Origin of the sequence: Nitrobacter winogradskyi (assembly GCF_006539545.1) — a bacterium.
Taxonomy (GTDB): Bacteria; Pseudomonadota; Alphaproteobacteria; order Rhizobiales; family Xanthobacteraceae; genus Nitrobacter; species Nitrobacter winogradskyi_A.
In genome coordinates this window covers 21,040-41,200 of the sequence record NZ_BJNF01000040.1, presented here as the reverse complement: position 1 = coordinate 41,200, position 20,161 = coordinate 21,040, and the positions used below count along the sequence as shown (strand labels likewise).

The 20,161-nt window shown below is 62.8% G+C and carries 13 protein-coding genes; 7 read left to right on the top strand and 6 right to left on the bottom strand.

From position 1 onward, the window contains the following. Positions 1 to 81: 81 nt before the first annotated feature. The gene (locus tag NWI01_RS08330; RefSeq protein WP_141383411.1) at positions 82 to 969 is read right to left on the bottom strand and encodes a caspase family protein; all 888 of its coding nucleotides are present in this window, start codon (positions 967 to 969) and stop codon (positions 82 to 84) included. A gap of 538 nt (positions 970 to 1,507) precedes the next feature. On the opposite strand from NWI01_RS08330, the gene NWI01_RS08325 reads away from it, so the two are divergent. Both NWI01_RS08325 and NWI01_RS08320 read left to right on the top strand, forming a co-directional pair. Continuing rightward, a complete protein-coding gene (locus NWI01_RS08325) occupies positions 1,508 to 3,238 on the top strand; it encodes a hypothetical protein (RefSeq protein ID WP_141383410.1) in 1,731 nt (576 codons plus the stop codon). 217 nt (positions 3,239 to 3,455) lie between these two features. Further along, entirely contained in the window at positions 3,456 to 4,067 is a 612-nt protein-coding gene (locus tag NWI01_RS08320) for a pyridoxamine 5'-phosphate oxidase family protein (protein WP_181410414.1), read from the top strand. A gap of 179 nt (positions 4,068 to 4,246) precedes the next feature. Here NWI01_RS08320 and NWI01_RS08315 read toward each other — a convergent pair whose 3' ends face one another. Beyond that, positions 4,247 to 6,178 carry an AsmA family protein gene (locus NWI01_RS08315; protein WP_141383409.1) on the bottom strand — a complete coding sequence of 644 codons (1,932 nt, stop codon included), beginning with the start codon at positions 6,176 to 6,178 and terminating at the stop codon, positions 4,247 to 4,249. Positions 6,179 to 6,461: 283 nt separating this feature from the next. On the opposite strand from NWI01_RS08315, the gene NWI01_RS08310 reads away from it, so the two are divergent. Then, positions 6,462 to 7,136 carry a Crp/Fnr family transcriptional regulator gene (locus NWI01_RS08310; RefSeq protein ID WP_141383408.1) on the top strand — a complete coding sequence of 225 codons (675 nt, stop codon included), beginning with the start codon at positions 6,462 to 6,464 and terminating at the stop codon, positions 7,134 to 7,136. 298 nt (positions 7,137 to 7,434) lie between these two features. On the opposite strand, the gene NWI01_RS08305 is transcribed toward NWI01_RS08310, so the two are convergent. From NWI01_RS08305 to NWI01_RS08290, 4 genes are all read right to left on the bottom strand, one after another. Continuing rightward, entirely contained in the window at positions 7,435 to 10,563 is a 3,129-nt protein-coding gene (locus tag NWI01_RS08305; protein WP_141383407.1) for an efflux RND transporter permease subunit, read from the bottom strand. Then, complete coding sequence (locus NWI01_RS08300) at positions 10,563 to 11,390, bottom strand: efflux RND transporter periplasmic adaptor subunit (RefSeq protein WP_244613693.1); 828 nt, start codon at positions 11,388 to 11,390, stop codon at positions 10,563 to 10,565. The genes NWI01_RS08305 and NWI01_RS08300 overlap by 1 nt, the downstream gene beginning before the upstream one ends. Before the next feature lie 207 nt (positions 11,391 to 11,597). Further along, positions 11,598 to 13,172, bottom strand: a complete 1,575-nt coding sequence (locus NWI01_RS08295) for a caspase family protein (protein WP_141383405.1) — start codon at positions 13,170 to 13,172, stop codon at positions 11,598 to 11,600. A gap of 239 nt (positions 13,173 to 13,411) precedes the next feature. Continuing rightward, the gene (locus NWI01_RS08290) at positions 13,412 to 14,053 is read right to left on the bottom strand and encodes an OmpA family protein (RefSeq protein WP_141383404.1); all 642 of its coding nucleotides are present in this window, start codon (positions 14,051 to 14,053) and stop codon (positions 13,412 to 13,414) included. Between the two features lie 309 nt (positions 14,054 to 14,362). Here NWI01_RS08290 and NWI01_RS08285 point away from each other — a divergent pair, with 309 nt between their 5' ends. The 4 genes from NWI01_RS08285 (at position 14,363) to NWI01_RS08270 (ending at position 20,066) form a co-directional block, all read left to right on the top strand. Then, a complete protein-coding gene (locus NWI01_RS08285; protein ID WP_141383403.1) occupies positions 14,363 to 15,808 on the top strand; it encodes an MFS transporter in 1,446 nt (481 codons plus the stop codon). Next, complete coding sequence (otsB, locus tag NWI01_RS08280; RefSeq protein ID WP_141383402.1) at positions 15,805 to 16,614, top strand: trehalose-phosphatase; 810 nt, start codon at positions 15,805 to 15,807, stop codon at positions 16,612 to 16,614. The genes NWI01_RS08285 and otsB overlap by 4 nt, the downstream gene beginning before the upstream one ends. Continuing rightward, a complete protein-coding gene (locus NWI01_RS08275; RefSeq protein ID WP_141383401.1) occupies positions 16,611 to 18,404 on the top strand; it encodes a glycoside hydrolase family 15 protein in 1,794 nt (597 codons plus the stop codon). The genes otsB and NWI01_RS08275 overlap by 4 nt, the downstream gene beginning before the upstream one ends. Positions 18,405 to 18,584: 180 nt before the next feature. Continuing rightward, positions 18,585 to 20,066, top strand: a complete 1,482-nt coding sequence (locus tag NWI01_RS08270) for a trehalose-6-phosphate synthase (RefSeq protein WP_141383400.1) — start codon at positions 18,585 to 18,587, stop codon at positions 20,064 to 20,066. The last annotated feature ends 95 nt before the right edge of the window (positions 20,067 to 20,161 follow it).

Below are 20,161 nucleotides of genomic sequence, written 5' to 3'. Positions count from 1 at the left end.
GCCGCTCTAGAGCATTTTCAAGTGAAGTGGAAACCGGTTTCCACTTTGCGCTGGCGCGGCCCTTGGGGTCGGGATCATGCTCTAATTGATAGCTGCCGCATCCTTGCGCGAGGCTACCGCCGCATCAGGCTTGAAGGGCACATCCTGAACCAGCGAGGACGACACGGTCGGGACCTGCTTCCCTTCGCTCGCACGCGAAACCGCGGTGCGCGTCCTGCTGAAAACAGTTTCGGCATTCCTGTCCGGCTGACCCAAACTCTTGAGCAGTTCAACCATCAACGGGCTGTATTGTCCGCCTGACTCATCGACGACCCGTCCCGGCGTCGCCGATGACAGGATCAGCGCGTTATCCGGCACGTTGATCGGCGCAAGACCGTGTGAGTAGGAGCGAAAGCGCCGCTCATACGGGTTGCGCCGCGAGGCGTCGATCACGGCGAGCTTGACCTTGGCGGCGCGCTCCTTCATCGCCCGGAGAACGGTTTCGATGGAGAGTCCGTCGCGCCGAACGTCGGCTTCCCTCCAGATCCGCGCGTCGACCGGGATCATGTAGCTCTCGCGGTCCGACTGAATGCCGAAACCGCTGAAGAACAGTAGCGCCGTCGTATCCGGACCGATCTTTGATTGAAGCCGGCGGACCGCGCGATGCATATCCTCCTTGTCGGCGTCCTCGACCATGATGACGTCAAAGCCGTCGCGCCGCAGAACCGCTGCGAATGCCCGAGCATCGTTGATGGACTGCTTCAACGGCCGGTTTGCATCGGGATAGTGCCCATTGCCGATGACCAGCGCGACCCGCGCACGCTTGACCGCGATGCTGCCGGTCGTGTCCTCGGCGTCCAGGGCCTTCGCGACCTCCAGACTGCGCTTGTTGAGGGCCGCATGGGCCCCGATCGCCAGCGAGACCATCCCGACGAGGACAGCGGCTAACATGACCGACCGGTGGGAAACGCGAAACTGACCCAACGTCATCCTGATCGATTCCTGGTCCGGTCCGAGAGCGCAACATGAGTTGCGCCATCGTCCGTTTGGTTTGAGAGAGCGCCCGCTTGTCGCGGTCAAATGCGCTGGTTTTGCGGCACCGCAGCATAAAGACGATTTTGCACCGCTGATGGTCCAATGAGCAACATGAAACCTTTATTTATCGGAAACACAATTGGTTAAGCGTATGCACGGGAACCCGGCGCGGTCTCTGAAAGAGGTGCGAAATTACGGAGAAGGGAGTCGTGTCATTGAGTCGGTGGCCGGCTCAGGTCGACGCGGTGACTTTCACATTCACATTGGTCTTTACCGGGGAACCTTCATCGCTTCTGATTCAATCAGAAGCGATGCTCCGGATTGCTGTTTTCGACACGTTTTCTTCACGCGAACCGGTATCCACTTCGCTTGAAAACGCTATAATCGTATACGTCTCAACGGCTTGGCTGGCCAAGCGTTGGGTGAAACGCCGGAACACGCGCGATGGCGCGGGCGAAAAGAAATAACATGCGCGATGGCGCGGAAAGAAATCATGACTGCTCGCCATCTAGCCGGCGCTGTCTACCGCGCGCTGACGAACCGTAAGGACGGCCCGACACTCTATGAGGTGTGCGATCCCGTACTGTTGCGCCATCAGGGCGGCGACGGTCATCTGGCCAAATTCTACAGGACCGCGCTGGCGAACCCGGCGCTGCGCCCGCTGTTGCGGCGCGCCGGCCTGCCGGAACTACGGGATAAGACCCGCTTTCAGGAGCTGCAGGATGCGCTGCGGCAGGCGCGGGATGAAGAGACGCCGGACTGGGCCGCGATCGGCCGGCCGGTGGCGGCGTTGCTGGATACGGTGACTTTGCACCATCCCCGGCCCGTCGCAACGTCCTGCTCCGGGCCGGAGCCGAGTCTTGCTGATATCGAGCGCGTGATCCGGACCTGCGGCGCGCATCTGCTTCAATCGTTCCGAAACAACGGGTTCATCCCCACCTTCGCGGCGTTCAACCTGATCGGCGATCCCGATCTGCGCGGCCGGGATTTTCTCGCCGCACTCACCGGCCTCGACGCCCGCGGCTACAAGAATTCGACGCTGCTCTTCAATCTGGCGCGGGTCTTCATCGCGCGGTCGCCGGCGCGCGAGGTGATCAACCCGCCATGGCGCGGCATCGCCGAACCGATGTGGGAGCCGGTGCAGATCCGTCATCGCTCCGCCTATTACGACGCATTCTTCATCGAAGCGCTGCTGGGTTTTGCCGAAACCGGCCTTGCCACGCCGGCGGAAACCGATGCGATCCGTCTCGCGAGCAGTGAGATGGTCGATTTCTGCCTGAAAACCAGCCGCGAGGATGTGCTCTCGCGAGACAGGAGCCGGGTCAGCGTGATCACGGCGCTGGCGCCCAATCCCCATCCGCGGTTCAACCGGTTTTTCACGCATATCAAGCAGGATCTCGGCTTCGGCATTTACGTTCCGGACTGCGACACCACGGCCTGTTCGTTTTCGGCCGCGACGCAAGCCGGCTCGAATGATCCGATCCTCGATCAACCGCTGCTCGATTTCTACGCTGGCTATCAGGTCGGCGGTGGCGCCAACGAGCCGCTCGTCACCGTGCCGCTGAACGACAACATCGATTACGACGGCGGCATCGTCACCTGGATCGACAATCTCGCGGGCGATCGTCCTTACGGCAACGATCTCGATCCCACCCTCAACCTCGATGTTCTCGAGGTCAGCTTCCGCAACTGTTCGCGGTGGCGCGTCCTCCAGACGCCGCAGCGCCTGCAAACGGTGCAGCGAATCATCCGCTTCCAGAGACGTCTGGTCGAGAGCGGCGCGTTCACCGATCCAAGGTCCCATATCTACTATCTGCCCGAGCTTTATTGCGCCTATTTCGGACGCTGTTACGCGGCATTTGCGATGCTGCCCTCCGCCACGCGGCGGGCGATCGATCCCGACGACAGTTTCGGCTACATGCGCGGCCGCATCCTTGGCTACGTGCAGGACACGCTGATCGCCGCCGAGATGAACGCGTTCGACGCGGCGCTGGCGCTCATCGCCCTCGGCCATCTCGGCGCGGACAGGGCGGCTTTCACGCCCGCGCTGAACTGCATCGTCGCTCACGCCGGCGAAGGCGGGCGGCGCGGTCCCTTCAGGGCTTACGAATGGAACAAGATGAAAACGCCGACCCGCATCGTGGTGGGCGGCCCGGAAGTGACCTCCGCCTTCGTCCTGATGGGGCTGGCCCTGGCGCGCAAGGCGATGCAGCGGGCGGTATAATAGCGGGGCGACCCCGGACGTTTGCTTCAATCTCCTGGAGCCGGGGCCTCCGGGGCCCATAGTTTCCACAGACGCGCGCTCTATGATTTTGATTTGACGCGTTTTCTTCACGCGAACCGGTGTCCACTTCGCTCGAAAACGCTCTAGCTGTATAGGATGATAACCCGTCCGGGACCATCAACGGCGGAAGATGCCGACGCAAGGAGATGAAATCGTGGTGACCGCCATCGAGACGATCGAGCAGCTCGAGGCTATTTATGGCCAGCCCGGCGAGGCGGCGACGATCAAGGTAGCCTACCGGATCACGCCGGCCTATCGCGCGCTGATCGAAAGCTCTCCGTTCGCGATACTGGCGACCTGCGGCGAGGAAGGGCTCGACTGCTCGCCGCGCGGCGATCTGCCCGGCTTCGTTCGCGTTCAGGACGATCTCACGTTGATACTACCGGATCGGCGCGGCAATAACCGCATCGATTCGCTGCGCAATCTCATCCGCGATCCAAGGGCCGCGCTGCTGTTTCTGATTCCGGGATCCGGCACCACCCTGCGCGTCAACGGCCGCGCGCTGGTGTCGGCCGACCCCGAACTGCTGGCATCGTTCGGGGTCGAGGGCAAAACGCCCCGTTCGGTCATCGTGATGACCGTGCAGGAGATCTACTTCCAGTGCGCGCGGGCGATCATCCGATCCCATCTCTGGGATCCCTCCAGGCATGTCGACCTCAAGAGCTTGCCGACACCCGGTGAAATTCTCGCCGAGATGAGCAAGGATCGGGTCGGCGGCGAGGAATATGACAAAGCCTGGCTCGAACGAGCCCGGCAGACGATGTGGTAAGGCTCTTGCGGGCCCGGCCCGCTGTTGCGAAGAGCATTTTGGAGTATGGTCCGCTTCAGCTTGATCGGATCATGCTCTAGAGCCTTTCCGCTTCTGATGGAATCAGAAGCTAGGCTCTATGATTTTGATTTGACGCGTTTTCTTCACGCGAACCGGTGTCCACTTCGCTTGAAAACGCTCTAACGCCCTAACAGCTGCTTTATGATCCCATCGATGGGTGGCGGTTTGTCCGGGGAAGGAGCCTCCCGGCGCGGTGGTCCTTCGGAAGGCTTGCCCGTGGCAGGTGGTTCCGCAGGAGCGGGATTGGCCCCCGCGCCGAGACCTTGCCGGATCAAGGTGTCAAGGGTCTCTCCGATGTGAGGAACGGACGAGTCGGAGTTGCCGATTCCGCTGCGGCCGAACAATCCCTGTCCCCATTCCCTGAGCTTTGCGTAAGCCGCGCCGGGATCGTCGAGAATGCCGGCGACATCAGGATAGATGCGCGGCTGGCTCCACGATCCCTGCACGGCGACCGGAATGCCGAGGCCGATCGGATCGGCGCGCCCTCCCTGGCCCTCGGTGCTCAGGACGAGTTTCGGCTCGACCCGGAGCGCCAGCATCTTCGCGCCGAGATCGAGGGAGCCCGCGCCGGTCATCCTCACAAGCGGGCCGGTGAGAAACAGGTCGTTCGTGGTCGCCTGCCCTTTCGCTATGGTCGCGGTGGCGCTGAGTTGCGACAGGTCGGTGGTCTGGTCGGGACGCTCCTGCCATCCCGACAGGGTGCCGGACGTCAACGCGCGGATCATTTTCGCAATGTTGAGATTGCGGATCGCCCCGTCGCGGACGTCGATCGAAGCCGTCCCCGCAAGGCTCGACATGATCGCCCGCAAGCTGGCGCCGGCGCCCCGGACATCGGCTGTCGCCCGCATCCTGCCATCGATATTGTCGAAATCGGCGAGACTCGACAACAGCGGCAGCGCGCGAACGCCGGTCACCTCGGCCTTGAGCGCGTAGGACGGGTTATTCGAGGACGCATCGATCGACAGGCTGCCATTGGCTCGCCCGTCATAGACGCCGAGGTTCGGAACGGAAGCCTTCAACACGCCTCTGGCGATGGCGGCCTCGATCTGGGCCGGCGCAAAGCGCGCCCGGCCGATCGTCAGTTCCGCGGCTGAAATCGTCCCCTGCGCATCGACATAGTTGAGCCCGCCGACATCGATCGGCGTGTTGCTCCATGACTGCGTGCCGGAGCGTGGTGCCGAAGGCTCGCCCGGTGCTGCGCTCAGGTCGAGCTTCTGAAAATCGAGATCGACCTTCACCAGCGGCTTGCTCGCAAGATCGACAGATGCCCAGCCGTTGAACTTGCCGTCGTCGAGCGATCCGGACAGGCCATTGATAAGAAGCGTCTGCCTGTTGATCCGGACTTCGGCCCTGGCGGTCAGTTGACGGGTTGGCGCACCGGAAACCTCAAGCGTCAGCTCGGTCGGGATATTCCGGCGCCCGAGCGGACCCGCGGGCGGTATCGCTGCGATGGCGAATGTCAGCGAGCGGCCGCCGGGGCGCGCGTCGCCCGTGATGTTGATTCGCCGGTCAGCGCCAAGCGTCACGCTGGTGTTCACGTCATCGATGCGGTCCTCCCACCCGGTTTGCGGATCGAAGAAAACGATCGCGCCGTTGGAAACCGTTACCCTTCCGATCGGGAACGCCGTATCGTCTTCCGCTGTCTCTTCGGAGCGGTCCGGCCCGGACGGCACGCCGCCGCCAGTGCGTTCACGAAGCAGCGGCGCCCGCAGCGTCGGATGGTCGATCGCCAATTCGGAGATCCTCAAGGTCCCCGACAGCAGGCTCGCAAGCGCGAGAGTGGCGCGAACTTCCCCCACGGCGAGCTGAGCATCCGTCGCGGCGTTCGCCGGACGATCAAACGTCACATGATGCAGAGTGAATCCGGGCGAGGGCCATAGCTCAATTCCGGTCGTGCCATTGATCGCGATCCGGTATCCGGTGTCGCGTTCGATCCGGTCCTGCACCAGCGAGGTGACGAAACGGGAAGGAACTCCGGTGACGAGAAGCACGATGACGATCGCGACCAGGCTGGCTGCGACGGCGCCTGCGATTTTCAATGCTCGTGCCATCTTGGAATAGCGCGTCCTTAGGGTTGCCGACCGTCAGAGCATTCTCCGGCTAAGTGGAATCCGGTTCGCGTGAAGAAAATGCTCTTAATCAAAAACTTGCGCATATTCTTATCGCAAAACCGGTATCCACTTCTGCGGAATACGAGCCTATGACACACTTTGCTCGATTTTCGATCGGGCGCATTGAAAAATGTGGCGTTCGGCACCTGCCGGCGAGACCCGGTCAGGCGCGCCAACCAAGGCCTGATGACCTCGTCCGGCTGTTGGTCTCAGGATGAAGGCGATGAGCAGGCAGTCGGAATTCGCGGTTATTCTCAAGATGAATCCGTTGTTTTCGGATCTTGACCCCGATGACCTGCAACGCATGGCGGCGCTCTGTCACACCGTGCAGGTCAATGCCGGCGAGGTCCTGTTTCAGAAGGGTGACGACGGCGATGCGCTCTATGGCGTCCGCCGTGGTCAGGTCCGCATCGAGACCGGCGATTCCGACGGCGGCCGGTTGACCCTGAACTTTCAGGGTCCGGGAGACCTGTTCGGCGAAATCGCGGTGCTGGACGGTCGGTCCCGCACTGCTGACGCGGTGGCGGGTGAGCCGGCCGAGCTGTTCGTGCTGCGTCGGGGCGATCTTCTGGCGTTCCTTGAGCGGGAGCCGCGGATCGCCATCCGCCTGATCGAACTGTTATGCCAGCGCATCCGCTGGATCAGCGAGCGCATGGAGGAGTCGGTGCTGCAGCCGCTGCCGGTTCGGATGGCGCGCCGGCTGTGCGCGCTGGCCGAGGATTATGGCTCGGAGGTTCATATTTCGCAGGAGCAGCTCGGCGTTTACGTCGGCGCGGCGCGTGAAAGCGTCAATCGCCAGCTCCAGCAATGGCGCAAGGACGGTATTCTCGATCTTCAACGTGGCCGCATCCTGCTCAAGAACATCGGCCGGCTGAACGCCGTGGCGCGCAACCCTTAGAGCGGCGGCCGGTCAAATGGAATCACCGCCGCCGTTCCAGTTAATTGATTGAGCATCGGATTTATCCGAAACCGGTTCCCACTTTCGGGTCCGATGCTCTAGCTACAGCGTTTTCGAACGAAGCATGTCCTCGGCTTTCGATTCCCAGTGTTTTGAGACGCGTGAGGCGGGCGGAAACCGCTACACGCTTTTCCTCATCCCGCTCTGGGATGGAACCCGGTTCGCATGAAGAAAACGTGTTAAAATATAAAGATAGAGAATTTCATCGCTTCCATGAAGCGGTGACAGTCTCCAGCGCTTATTCGGCGCCGGGAAGCGGTACGGCGCTCGTTGGCTTTTTGTGTTCGGCCGTTTCCGGCTGGGCGATCTCCGCGCCCGAGGTCAACACCCGTTTGCCGTGACGCCAGATGAACTTGCCGACATCATCCATCAGCAGGAACATCGCCGGCACGAACACCAGCGACAGTATCGTCGAAAACAACAGCCCGCCGATCACCGCGAGCGCCATCGGCGAGCGGAATTCACCGCCGGCGCCGAATGCAAGCGCACTCGGCATCATGCCTGCGACCATCGCGACGGTGGTCATGACGATCGGGCGCGCGCGCTTCATGCCGGCGTCGATCATCGCCTCTTCCCGTGCGCGGCCTTCGCGGATCGATTCGATGGCGAACTCGACCAGCATGATGGCGTTCTTGGTGACGATGCCCATCAGCATCAGGATGCCGATCCAGACCGGAGTCGTGAGCTGCTTGCCGGTGAGCAGCAGCGCCATGATCGCACCGCCTATCGAGAGCGGCAGCGAGAACAGGATGGTGATCGGTTGCAGGAACGTGCCGAACAGCAGCACCAGAACCGCATAAACCATCATCAGTCCGGCGGTGATCGCTGTCGCGAATCCCGCGGACAGTTCGTTCAGGCTTTCGGCGTCGCCCGACGGATTGACCCGCACGCCCTTCGGCAAGCTCTTCATCACCGGCAGATCGTTGATCATGTCGGTCGCATCGCCGAGCGCGGCCGTTCCGACGAGGTCGGCCGCGACGGTCGCCTGCCGCTCGCGGTCGTAGCGGTTGATGCTGGTGGGGCCTTGATCCAATCTGATGTCGGCAACGACGGAAAGCGGGACATGGCCGCGGCCGCCGCCGATCGGCACCCGCATCTGCTCCAGCACCTTCAGGTCGGCGCGTGCGCCGTCTTCGAGTTGCACGCGGATCGGAACCTGGCGGTCGCCGGCGTCGAACTTCGCCAGCGCGGGGCCGACGTCGCCGATCGTCGCCACGCGGATGGTTTGCGAGAGCTGCTCGGTCGAAACGCCGAGGCGCGCGGCCAGATCAGCCCGCGGCCGGATGCGCAGTTCGGGACGGTCGAGCGATGTCTCCGGCGTGACGTTGGCGATCAGCGGGATGCGTTTCATCTGCGTCGCCAGTTCGTTCGCGACATTGCTGACGATGCCGATGTCGGGCCCGGTCACCACCAGCGCAACCGCGCGCAAGCCATTCTCGTCGAGGAACCAGTAACGAACGTCGGGAACGCTTTCGAGCTCCTGTCCGATCGAGAGTTCAAGCTCGCGCTGGGTGATGCCGCGGTCCTGCTTGGGGGTATAGTTGATGATCAGGGACGCGCGGCGCACCTCCTGAAGTCCGGGCGGCACCCGTCCGCCGTCGACGAAGACGCTCGTCACCTCCGGCCGTTTGCGCAATCGCGCCGCGATGCCTTCCGTGACCTTTTCGGTATGGGCGAGCTGTGATCCGGGCGGCAGCTCGATCGCCAGCAGCGAGCGCGCGGTGTCCTGCGCCGGCAGGAAGCCCTGCGGCAGCAGCTTGATGCTCCAGATCGAGGCGGCAAAGACAGCGAATCCGATCAGAACGGTGATGATGTAATGCCGCACCGACCAGGTCACGAGCCTGGTATAGGCGCGCAGCACGCGCCCCGGCGGCGGAGCCTCATGCGGATGATCCTTCATGAAGTAAGCGGCAAGCACGGGCGTCACCAAACGCGCGGCCAGCAGCGAGAAGAACACCTGCACCGATACGGTGATGCCGAACTGCTTGAAGAACTGCCCCGCGATGCCCGACATGAAGCTTGCCGGCGCGAAGATCGCGATGATGGTGAGACTGATCGCGATCACGGCAAGGCCGATCTCGTCCGCGGCTTCCAGCGCGGCGCGGTAGGGTGACTTGCCCATCCGCATGTGGCGCACGATGTTCTCGATCTCGACGATGGCGTCGTCGACAAGGATGCCGGTCGAGAGCGTGATGGCCAGGAAGCTGACCAGGTTCAGCGAGAAGCCGAGAATGTCCATCGCCCAGAAGGCGGGAAAAATCGACAGCGGCAGCGAGATCGCGGCGATGATGGTGGCGCGGATATCGCGCAGGAACAGGAAAACGATGATGACGGCGAGGGTCGCGCCTTCGAAAAGCGTCGAGATCGCCGCCTCGTAATTGCCTTTGGTGAACTCGACGGAGGTGTCGATGAGCTTCAGGTCGACGTCGGGATACTGCTCTTTGAGAGCGTTGATCCGCTCCTGCACCGCCTCCGCCACCACGACATCGCTCGCTCCCTTGGAGCGTTTGATGCCAAGCGCGACCACCGGTTCGCCGTTGAAGCGGGCGAAGGTCCGGCGGTCGGCGATGGTATCGGTCACCGTTCCGAGATCGTCGAGCCGGATTTCACTGCCGCCCGGCAGGGAAATCATCGTGCCCGCCAGTTCGTTAAGGGTCTTGGCGCCGGCAAGGGTCCGGATGGCCTGATCGTTCTGTCCGATCTCCGCCCGCCCGCCGGCGACATCGACGTTGATGCCGCGCAGCCGCTGGCTGACATCGACCGCCGTCAGCCCGACAGCCTGCAACCGGTCCGGATCGAGCGACACCAGGATTTCGCGCTCGACGCCGCCGATACGCTCGACCTGGGCGACGCCGCGCACGCCCTGCAATGTCCGCTTGACCACGTCGTCGACGAAATAGGACAGTTGTTCAGGCGTTTTGCCGGGCGATATCGCGGCATAGGTGACGATCGGCAATCCGATGACGTCGACGCGCTGGATCAGCGGTTCGTTGACGTTCTGCGGGAGATTGGCGCGGACCCGCGTCACGGCGTCCTTGACGTCGTTCAGCGCACGATCGGTATTGGTCTCCAGCGCGAACTGGATGGTGGTCAACGACAGCCCGTCGGTGATCGAGGACGAGATATGCCTGACGCCCTCGACGCCCGAAACGCCATCCTCGATGGTCTTGGTGACCTGGGCTTCAAGTTCGGCTGGCGCGGCGCCGAACTGCGAGACCGCCACCGAGATCACCGGGATATCCGCGCTCGGCAGCCGCGTGACCGCGAGGTTGGTGAAGCTGACCCAGCCCAGAATCAGCAGAATGATCGAGAAGAGGACGGACGGAAGCGGATTCCGGATCGACCAGGCGGAAATATTGGAGGCCATCAATGTGCTCGCGATCGATCGAGGTCATCTGTGAATATGGCCTTGACCCGGTCGCCGTCATGCAGCGAGGTGCCGGCGTCGGCCACGACGGTTTCTCCGGCTTTCAGTCCTTCGAGGATTTCGACGGCGGTGTCGGAGGTCAATCCGATGCGGACGCGCCGCTTCTCCACGATATCTCCATTCACCACCTGAATCGTCAGGTGGTCGATCGCGGAGCGGGGAATCGCCACGCCGCAACTGCGCTTGGCGTCGATGCTGGCGCGGGCGAACATGCCGATCCTCAAGCCCGGATCCGCGCTCAGGGACAGCCGGACATGGCCCATCTGGGTCTTGCGATCGATCTCGGGCGAGACCAGCCGGACGCGCCCCACCAGATCGGAACCGTCCTCGCGACTGACGCGCGCGCTCGCGCCCGGGTTGAGCTTGAGCACATGGATCGAAGGCACCTCGGCATCCAGTTCGACCTCATTGTTGACGGCGATCCGAAACATCGGTCCGGCCTGTGGCGAGGCGGGCGCTCCGACGACGGTACGGACCTGGGTGACGAGGCCAGCAGCGGGCGCGCGCAGGGTCGATCCCGATTTGCCGCCTGGCGGGGGCGTCAGCCGGGCGAGCTCCTGATTCAGCGCGACGGTGTCGCCTTCGCGAACGAGCACGTCGGTGACAAGCGATCCTTCCGAGTCGGGGCCGGCCACCGCTTCCTGGCGCGCGACAACGAAGCCGGTCACACGAACCATTTCGGAAAAGCAGGCATTGGTGGCGCGGACGACCGTCACGAGGGCGCCCCCGGATGGCTCGGCGTCATCGGCGGCGAGCGAAGGGTTCATGATGCCTAGCGTCGCCACCGCCACACAAAAAAACAGGCCGGAGGCGAGCTTACGCGTGCACCTCGGCCCAAATCCAGTATCCGAAAGTCGCCTCACTCTGCAATTCTCACATTGAAACGGGCCGCGCGCTCTGATGCGGAGACTTATGAGGTGCATCCGCAATCGCAAAACAAACCGGTGGCAAATCACGCAGTGTGGTCCATGACGTCAACGCACGCCGTAATCGGCAAACTCCTTCGCGATGTCGGGATCCATTGCCTTGGCGTTGGCGATGTCGAGGCTACCCTCAGCGACGGCGCCGCTGCGCTGCCTGGCAAGTCCTCGTCCGTAGAGCGAGGAGGTCAGCCTGGGGTTGATCTTGAGCGCCGCGTCGAAGTCCGCGATCGCCTTTTTGTTCGCGCCGCTTTTCAGATTGAGCAGGCCGCGGCTATCCAGCGCATCCACGAAATTCGACCTCAGCCTGAGGGCCTCGTCGCAATCTCGCCGCGCAGCCTGCAACTCGCCGGTCACGGTCCGGACCCAGCAGCGATTGTTGTAGGCCTCAACGTCTTTCGGATTCAGCCGGATCGTCGCATCGAAGTCCTTGATGGCGAGCGCGTAGGCGCCTTTGCTGGCATAGACCTGCCCACGCCGATACAGCGCGCTGGCGTCATCTGTCTTGGCGGCGATTCTGGCCGTCAGCGACTTGATCGTTGGATCCTCCGCCAGGGCGAGCTCGGTCTTTTCGTTATCCCGGGCTTGCGGCCGAGGCTCCGCCGCAGGTTCCGGAACCTGGGTCGGCGAGGGGACGGGCTCCGGAGGCGCGGACGCGACGGCAGGTGTCTGTGATGGAGCAGGCGTCTGCGCCGGATCGGGCGTCGTCGATGCGGAGGGCGTCGTGGACGGCGCGGGTGCGGGCGAAGCCGATGCGGGCGGGGCAGATGCGGACGCAGGCGGCGCAGCGGGCGCAGATGGAGCCTCGGTTTGCGGACGGGGCGGCATTGATAGCGTCGCGGCGGCGTCAGCCTGACTTTCCTGACCCGGAATAAAGTAAAAATCCTCCGCCAGGGACGATGAAATCCACGGCACCTGCTCGGCGCGCGAGGCGCGCGTCACGCCGACGCGGGTGCGATTCAGCGTTTGCTCGGCTGTCAGGCCGGGAACCCGGATCTCCTTCAGCAATTCGCTTACGAACAGGCTGTGATCGGCGCTCACATCACCCACCACCGAACTCAGCGCGGCGGAATACATCACCAGCGATCCGCTCGGTGCGATCACTGGCGCCAGACCGGCCGAAAAGCTGCGGAAGCGGCGCTCGAACGGATTGCGGCGGGAGGCGTCGAGCAGCGCGATCTTGACTCCGGCGCCGCGATTATTGATCTCACCCAGGATGGTCTCGAGGCTGAAGCCGTCGCGGCGCACGTCCGCTTCGGTCCACAGTTGTGCGTCGACCGGGATCAGATAGCTTTGGCGTCCGGACTGGATGCCGTATCCGCTGAAGAAGATCAGCGCGACGCTGCCGGGCTTGATGCGGGTGTACAGGCGCTTGAGCGCGAGGCGCATGGCGTCGCCGGTCAGGTTCTCTCCGGTTTCGACGTCGAACCCGTTGCGCTTGAGTTCGGCGGCGACATCGCGGGCATCGTTGATCGGCTCCTTGAGCGGCGCTTCACTGTCCGGATAGACGGCGTTGCCGATCACGAGCGCGACCCGCGCGCTGCCGTCCGTCGCGGCTGATGCGACCGGCGCCATCGCGAGCACCATGGTCAGCGTCAACACCGCCATCACCGCGACCCGAATGTTCATGCGACGACAGTTCCAAGGCAACGGTCCCAAGGCAACAGTCCCAAGGCAACAGTCCCAATGCGGATGCCGTTCAGCCTGCGCCGTGGCGACCCTATCTTACACGATCCGTCTTTTCAAACAGGCGGCGCAGCGCCTGTCAATGGCGCCAGAGCGGCCCACCCGCGATCCACCGCGCGGGCTGCGTCAACGCCCGATGGCAGGCGCATGGGACAGCTCCGATGCGCCTGTCTGCGGCTCATTCACTGGCTATTCGCGGCCTGGTCCTTGGTGGCCATGTTGACGACCTCGACGCGACGGTTTTCAGCAGCGAGCGGGTCCGCGGGGTTTTTGTATCCCTCTTTTCCGTATCCGGCCGCGACCAGATTCGCCGCTGGAATCTTGTACGTCTCGACAAGGAAGCGTTTCACGGCTTCAGCCCGGCGTTCGGAGAGGATCTGATTGTAGGTGTCGGATCCCTTGCCGTCGGTGTGCCCGCCGAGCATGATGACGGAGCCTGCCAGTTCGTCGCTGGTCAGCGCCTTCCCAAGGCTGTGCAACTGCGGTTCAGTACGCGAGGTCACGGCGGCGGAATCGAAATCGAAATTGATGTCCAGATCGATCTTCGGGCGCTTGGCGGCAATCTCCGCCAGTTGACTGCGGTCGCCCATGGACAGCGAGCGCGTCTTGCCGCGGACCTTTTGGACGAAGTTGAGATCGTTCGGATCAAGCGTCGGCCGTGGTGACGCGCTCAGGCTTCGCGTTTTCGAGACTTTTAGCCCGTCGATGATCTGCTGGGCGGAAAGGTCCTCAGCCGAGACGCCCTGCGGCGCCGCGATCGCCATCAGGCCGGCCGCCAGGATGGCTGCTGCCAGGCTTTTCCCGGAAATCCTCTGAATCAACATGATTATCTCCCTTTATCACTATAAGTCCGCCACGCGATGGGCCGTCAGCCTAGCATTCTCTATGCATGACCTGCGACACCATTACCGTGACCGGCATCACAAAGGCGGGTTTGAATATTCTGCCCGACAGTCCTGATTTGACGTCGCTCGGTGGAAGTTTGTTCAAATCACTAAAGCCATGATGTCAGGGGGTGAATCGGTGGGCGTCCGTGGATTGGGAACCGGGGAGCGGAGTTGCGCGTTTGCGGCAAAGGGTCCGGAGCGGCAGCGGCCCGACAATTCGCGGTCTTTGACGATTGAAGGTGATCATTGCAGGAACGGAATGACCGGATCGTCGAGACAGACATTCCCGCCCGTCTCGACAGTCTCCGCTGGAGCCCGTTCCATACGCGGGTTGTAACCGCTCTCGGGATCACATGGATACTGGACGGGCTGGAGGTGACGCTGGCCGGCGCATTATCCGGCGCGCTCAAGGACAGTCCCACCCTTCAGTTCAGCAATCTCGATATCGGCGTCGCCGGCAGCGCCTATCTTGTGGGCGCCGTGCTCGGCGCGCTGGGCTTCGGCTGGCTGACGGATCGCATCGGACGCAAGAAGCTTTTCTTCGCCACATTGACGCTCTATCTGGTCGCGACCGCGGCGACGGCGCTGTCCTGGGATCTCGCCAGCTTCGCGCTGTTCCGGTTTTTCACGGGAGCGGGCATCGGGGGCGAATATACCGCGATCAATTCGACGATCCAGGAACTGGTGCCGGCGCGGTATCGCGGCTGGACCGATCTGACCATTAATGGCAGTTTCTGGATCGGCGCGGCCCTGGGCGCGGGGGGTTCGATCGTCCTGCTCGATCCACACGTCATCGATCCCGAATTGGGCTGGCGGCTTGCATTTCTCACTGGCGCGATTCTCGGACTTGTGGTGTTTGTGATGCGGCTCTGGATTCCGGAAAGCCCCCGCTGGCTGATGGTTCATGGCCGGCCGGAGGAAGCGGCGCGCATCGTCGCCGGCATCGAACGGAGGGCGGTTCGCGATCCGGGTCAGCCTGCCGGCGGGGTCTGGCCGGTGATTGAGCTTCGGATGCGCAGCCACACACCGCTGCGCGAGGTAGCCCGGACGTTGTTCAAAGTATATCGCAAACGCTCGCTGGTCGGCCTCGCGCTGATGACCGCGCAGGCGTTCTTCTACAACGCGATCTTCTTTACCTATGCGCTGGTGCTGTCGACCTTCTTCAACATTCCGGCGGATCAGATCGGCTGGTACCTTCTGCCGTTCGCGGCGAGCAATTTTCTCGGGCCGCTGCTGCTCGGCCGGCTGTTCGATACCGTCGGACGACGCGCGATGATCGCGTTCACCTACGGAATCTCCGGCATCCTGCTCGCCATAACCGGCTATCTCTTCGCCGCCGGCGTTCTCACCGCGCAGACCCAGATGATTGCATGGATGGTGATCTTTTTCTTTGCCTCGCCGGCGGCCAGCGCGGCTTACCTGACCGTGAGCGAGACCTTTCCGCTTGAAGTGCGGGCGCTGGCGATCGCGGTGTTCTATTGCGTGGGGACCGCAATCGGCGGCGTTGCCGGTCCCGCGCTGTTCGGCGCCTTGATCGACAGCGGCTCGCGTGACAGCGTATTCATCGGATATTGTTTCGGATCGGCGCTGATGGTCGCGGCCGCGCTGATCGGCTGGCGATTCGGAATCGCCGCCGAGCGGCGACCGCTGGAATCGGTGGCGTCGCCGCTCGCCGCTGTGGAGTCACGATGAATCAGGGTGTAACAGGAACCGTGCCGAACAAAACCGCTTCAGTGCCCGACGATGTTGAGCCTCGCACGCTGCCGCTCGGGACGTCTGCGCTGCTGCTCGATATCGACGGCACGCTGCTCGATCTCGCGCCGTCGCCGAGCGAGGTTCGCGTGCCGCCAAAGCTCGCTTCGTCGCTGCCGCGGCTGTTGTCGCGGACGGGCGGCGCGCTGGCGCTGGTCAGCGGCCGATCGCTCCGCGATATCGACCGGATCTTCGCGCCGTCGCTGTTTCCCGCGGTCGGTGGTCACGGCGCGGAGATGAGGATCTCGGTCGAAAGCGAGGCCGTGGCTGCCCATGCGCCGCCGATGAATCCGGATTTGATGCGGCGTTTCGCGGCCATCTCCGAGCTGCATCCCGGCATCCTTGTCGAAAACAAGGGATATTCGCTGGCGCTGCACTTCAGAAAAGCGCCGGACGTCGAGCTCGCGATCTATGATCGGGTATCGGCGATACGCGCGGAACTTCCGAACGCGCCCATAGAGGTGCTGCCGGGCAAGTTCGTCTGCGAGATCAAGCATTCCGGATTTACCAAGGCAACCGGGGTGACCGAACTGATGTCGCATGAACCGTTCAAGGGACGGCGGCCGGTCTTCATCGGCGACGACGTGACCGATGAAACGGTCTTCGCCATCATGCCGGACATGCGCGGCCTGTCGTTCTCGGTCGGACGGCGCGCCCAAGGCGTTGACGGGCACTTTCAGGCGCCTCGGAATGTCAGGGCCTGGCTGGCCCGTCTTCTGGACGACGAACGAGCGATCGCTGAATGACCGATCATGGGCTTGATCTTGCCGTCATCGGCAACTGCCGCACGGCGGCCCTTGTCGATCCGACCGCGCGACTCGTATGGTGGTGCTTCCCGCGCTTCGACTCGGACCCGGTATTCTCGCGCCTGCTCGCGGGTAACGAAGAAAAGGGTTTCAGCGATGTCGTGCTGGACGGCATGGCTGATTTCCAGTCGGACTATGTCCGCAACACCGCGATCGTCTCCACCGTCCTGACCGATACGCACGGCAACGCCGTGCGCATCACCGACTTCGCGCCGCGTTTCCGGCAGTACGGCCGCACATTCCGGCCGCCGCAGTTGTTTCGCATCATCGAGCCCGTCACGGGCCTGCCCCGGATCACCATCCGCATCCGGCCGACGCACGCCTACGGCAAGCCACTGGTCCGGCACTCGATGGGTAGCAACCACATTCGCTACTTCGAGGAAGACGGCACCGCGCTGCGCGTGACCACCGATGCGCCGCTAGCCCTGATCGAAAACGAAACGCCGTTCGTTCTGACGCGGCCGATGTATCTCGTGTTCGGAAATGACGAAGCGTTTCCCGGCGATCTCGCATCGACCGCCCAGCGCTTCGCCGAGGAAACCAAAACCTACTGGCTTAGCTGGGTGCGGCGTCTCTACATCTCCTATGAATGGCAGGAAGCCATTATCCGCGCGGCCATCACGCTCAAGCTGTCCAACTTCGAGGAAACCGGCGGCATCATCGCCGCGCACACCACCTCGATTCCGGAGGCGCCCGGCTCGGGCCGCACCTGGGACTATCGTTATTGCTGGCTGCGCGATGCCTATTTCGTTGTGAAGGCGCTCAATCGCGTCGGCGCCACGCGGACGATGGAGGACTTCATCGGCTTCACGCTCTCGCTCGCATCCAACGCCGAGGAGGATCTCAAGCCGGTCTACAGCGTGGTTCCGAATTTGCCGCTGAACGAGTGGGTCGCCGCCGATCTTCAAGGCTATCATGGCGATGGACCGGTGCGTGTCGGCAATGCCGCGGTCGATCAGAAGCAGCACGACACTTACGGAAGCGCCATCCTCGCCGCGCTGCCCATGTTCTTCGATCGACGATTGCCGCGACCAGGTGACGAAAGCCTGTTCAAGCTGCTTGAATCGCTGGGCGACAAGGCGGCCCGGGTCGCGATGACGAGCGATGCCGGCATATGGGAATATCGTGGTCGTCAGCGCATCCATACCCATTCCGCAGCGATGTGCTGGGCCGGGATCAACCGGCTCGCGGCCATCGCGGAGCGGCTTGGACTGTCGGACCGCGCGGCGCATTGGAACGCCATTGCCGACCCCCTGCACGCTCAACTGATCGAGCGCGCCTGGAATCCAAAGCGCGAGGCGTTCACGGCGGCGTTCGGGTCCGATGATCTCGATGCGAGCGTGCTGTTGCTGCCTGAACTCGGGGTCTGCGAGGTCGACGATCCCCGGTTCGTCAAAACCGTCGCCGCCATGGAGCGCGAGCTGCTGCGTGAAAAGCATGTGATGCGTTACGCGGCGGAAGATGACTTCGGTCTCCCCGTGACCGCCTTCCTGATCTGCCGGTTCTGGCTGATCGATGCCTGGTGGGCGCTCGGGCGGCGAGAGGAAGCGCGGGAGGCGTTCACGGATGCGCTGGCGCATCGCAATCGCTTCGGGTTGCTGTCAGAGGATGTCGATCCCAAAACCGGCGCGCTGTTCGGAAACTTCCCGCAGACCTACTCGATGGCCGGATTGATCCTCACCGGCATGAAACTGTCGCGGAACTGGGAAGATCGCTACTGGCGCAGCTGATTCAATGGAAGACACTTCCCATTAAAAGTATTGTGGCAACTGTTTCATTTCCAAATGACGAAGAACTTGAGTTTCGTTCTAGACTGCCTGAATTTGGCGTCAATTTGGTGGGAAGGAGGCAGGAACCATATTGATGAACGAGCGTTTATCTAACGGGTGCAAAACCAGGAGGGGACCCTTGTGAGCCTCGTTGTCGTTTCTAATCGCGTGGCGCGTGCGCGGGCCAATGAGCCCCTGACAGGCGGACTCGCGGCGGCTTTGTTACCAGTTATTGAAAAATCAGGCGCAATTTGGGTAGGTTCCAGCGGTCGGGTGCGCGACGGGTCGCATAAGGAACCCTTTGCTGAAGTTGAAGCGCTCGGTGCGGGAGCGCTTGCATTGCTCGATCTGCCAGCCGCGCACTACGGCGGCTATTATGAAGGCTTCGCCAATTCGGCGTTATGGCCTGCGCTGCACTCCCGGTCCGATCTCATTCGAGTGTCGCACGACGACTATCAGTCGTATCGCGAGGTCAATGCCTTCATGGCGAGAGCCTTGATGCGCTTTCGCAAGCCGGACACCGCGTTCTGGATTCAGGATTACCATTTCCTCTCGCTTGGCGCGGAATTGCGCGATCTCGGCGTTCGCAATCCCATCGGCTTCTTCCTGCACACGCCTTGGCCGGCGCGCGCCATCATGGGCGCCGTGCCGCATCATCGCGAGCTGATCGAGGCGATGCTGGCCTATGATCTGATCGGGTTCCAGACCGACGACGACTGCGAGAATTTTCTCAGCTACGTTCAATCGGAACTGGGCCTCAAGATTCAGGACGGGGTCGTGACCTCGCGTTACGGCAAGTCGCGATGCGCGGTATTCCCGATCGGTATCGATGTCGAGAAATTTGCGTTGCAGGCCGCCAAGGCGTCGTCGCATCCGGACGTATCGCGATTGCGCCGCAGCCTGAACGGAGAGCAACTGGCGATCGGTGTCGATCGCCTCGACTATTCGAAGGGCCTTGTGAACCGGATCAATGCATTCGATCGGATGCTGGTCTTGAATCCCGCGCTGAAGCGCACCGTGTCGTTGCTGCAGATAGCGACGCCCTCTCGCGGCACGATCGAGGCCTACAGCAATCTCAAGAGCGAACTTGCCCGACTGGTGACCGAGGTCAACGGCCGTCACGGCGAAACCGACTGGATGCCGATCCGCTACCTCAACCGGGGATACAGCCAGACCGTGCTGGCCGGCCTCTATCGCACGGCGCGCGTGGGCGTGGTGACGCCGCTGCATGACGGGATGAATCTCGTCGCGAAGGAATATGTAGCCGCGCAGAATCCCGCCGATCCCGGTGTTCTGGTCCTGTCCAAATTCGCCGGCGCGGCGAACGAGTTGCAGACGGCGCTCCTTGTCAACCCGCACGAAATCGACGGGATGGCCCGCGCCATCGCCGCCGCATTCGCGATGCCTTTGACAGAGCGCAGGACGCGCTGGGAGGCCATGATGCGGAAGCTGCGCGCCGGCACCGCCCAGCAATGGTTCACGGACTTTTCCGAAGCGCTGGAAGATGCGCGCGCGTCCAACGAAAAGACCGCAAGCAATCGTCCGGCTGCGGCTGCGGCGGTGACGTCGAAATCATGGCCCCTGCATGTGGTGGGGTCGCGTAGCGGCGCCGGCATTCATTAAAGTATTATCGCTTCTGATTGAACAGAAGCGATAATGTTCAAGGCGCGGACGAAGTCGCGCCCGCCGGGGCTGCGCGCGTGTGAGGCGCGATCCAT

Excerpts from the sequence above, each read along its gene's own strand:
- NWI01_RS08290 (WP_141383404.1), bottom strand. The coding sequence starts at position 14,053 with ATGTTGATTCAGAGGATTTCCGGGAAAAGCCTGGCAGCAGCCATCCTG.
- NWI01_RS08295 (WP_141383405.1), bottom strand. The coding sequence starts at position 13,172 with ATGAACATTCGGGTCGCGGTGATGGCGGTGTTGACGCTGACCATGGTG.
- NWI01_RS08275 (WP_141383401.1), top strand. The coding sequence starts at position 16,611 with ATGACCGATCATGGGCTTGATCTTGCCGTCATCGGCAACTGCCGCACG.
- NWI01_RS08325 (WP_141383410.1), top strand. The coding sequence starts at position 1,508 with ATGACTGCTCGCCATCTAGCCGGCGCTGTCTACCGCGCGCTGACGAAC.
- otsB (WP_141383402.1), top strand. The coding sequence starts at position 15,805 with ATGAATCAGGGTGTAACAGGAACCGTGCCGAACAAAACCGCTTCAGTG.
- NWI01_RS08330 (WP_141383411.1), bottom strand. The coding sequence starts at position 969 with ATGACGTTGGGTCAGTTTCGCGTTTCCCACCGGTCGGTCATGTTAGCC.
- NWI01_RS08300 (WP_244613693.1), bottom strand. The coding sequence starts at position 11,390 with ATGAACCCTTCGCTCGCCGCCGATGACGCCGAGCCATCCGGGGGCGCC.
- NWI01_RS08315 (WP_141383409.1), bottom strand. The coding sequence starts at position 6,178 with ATGGCACGAGCATTGAAAATCGCAGGCGCCGTCGCAGCCAGCCTGGTC.
- NWI01_RS08310 (WP_141383408.1), top strand. The coding sequence starts at position 6,462 with ATGAGCAGGCAGTCGGAATTCGCGGTTATTCTCAAGATGAATCCGTTG.
- NWI01_RS08305 (WP_141383407.1), bottom strand. The coding sequence starts at position 10,563 with ATGGCCTCCAATATTTCCGCCTGGTCGATCCGGAATCCGCTTCCGTCC.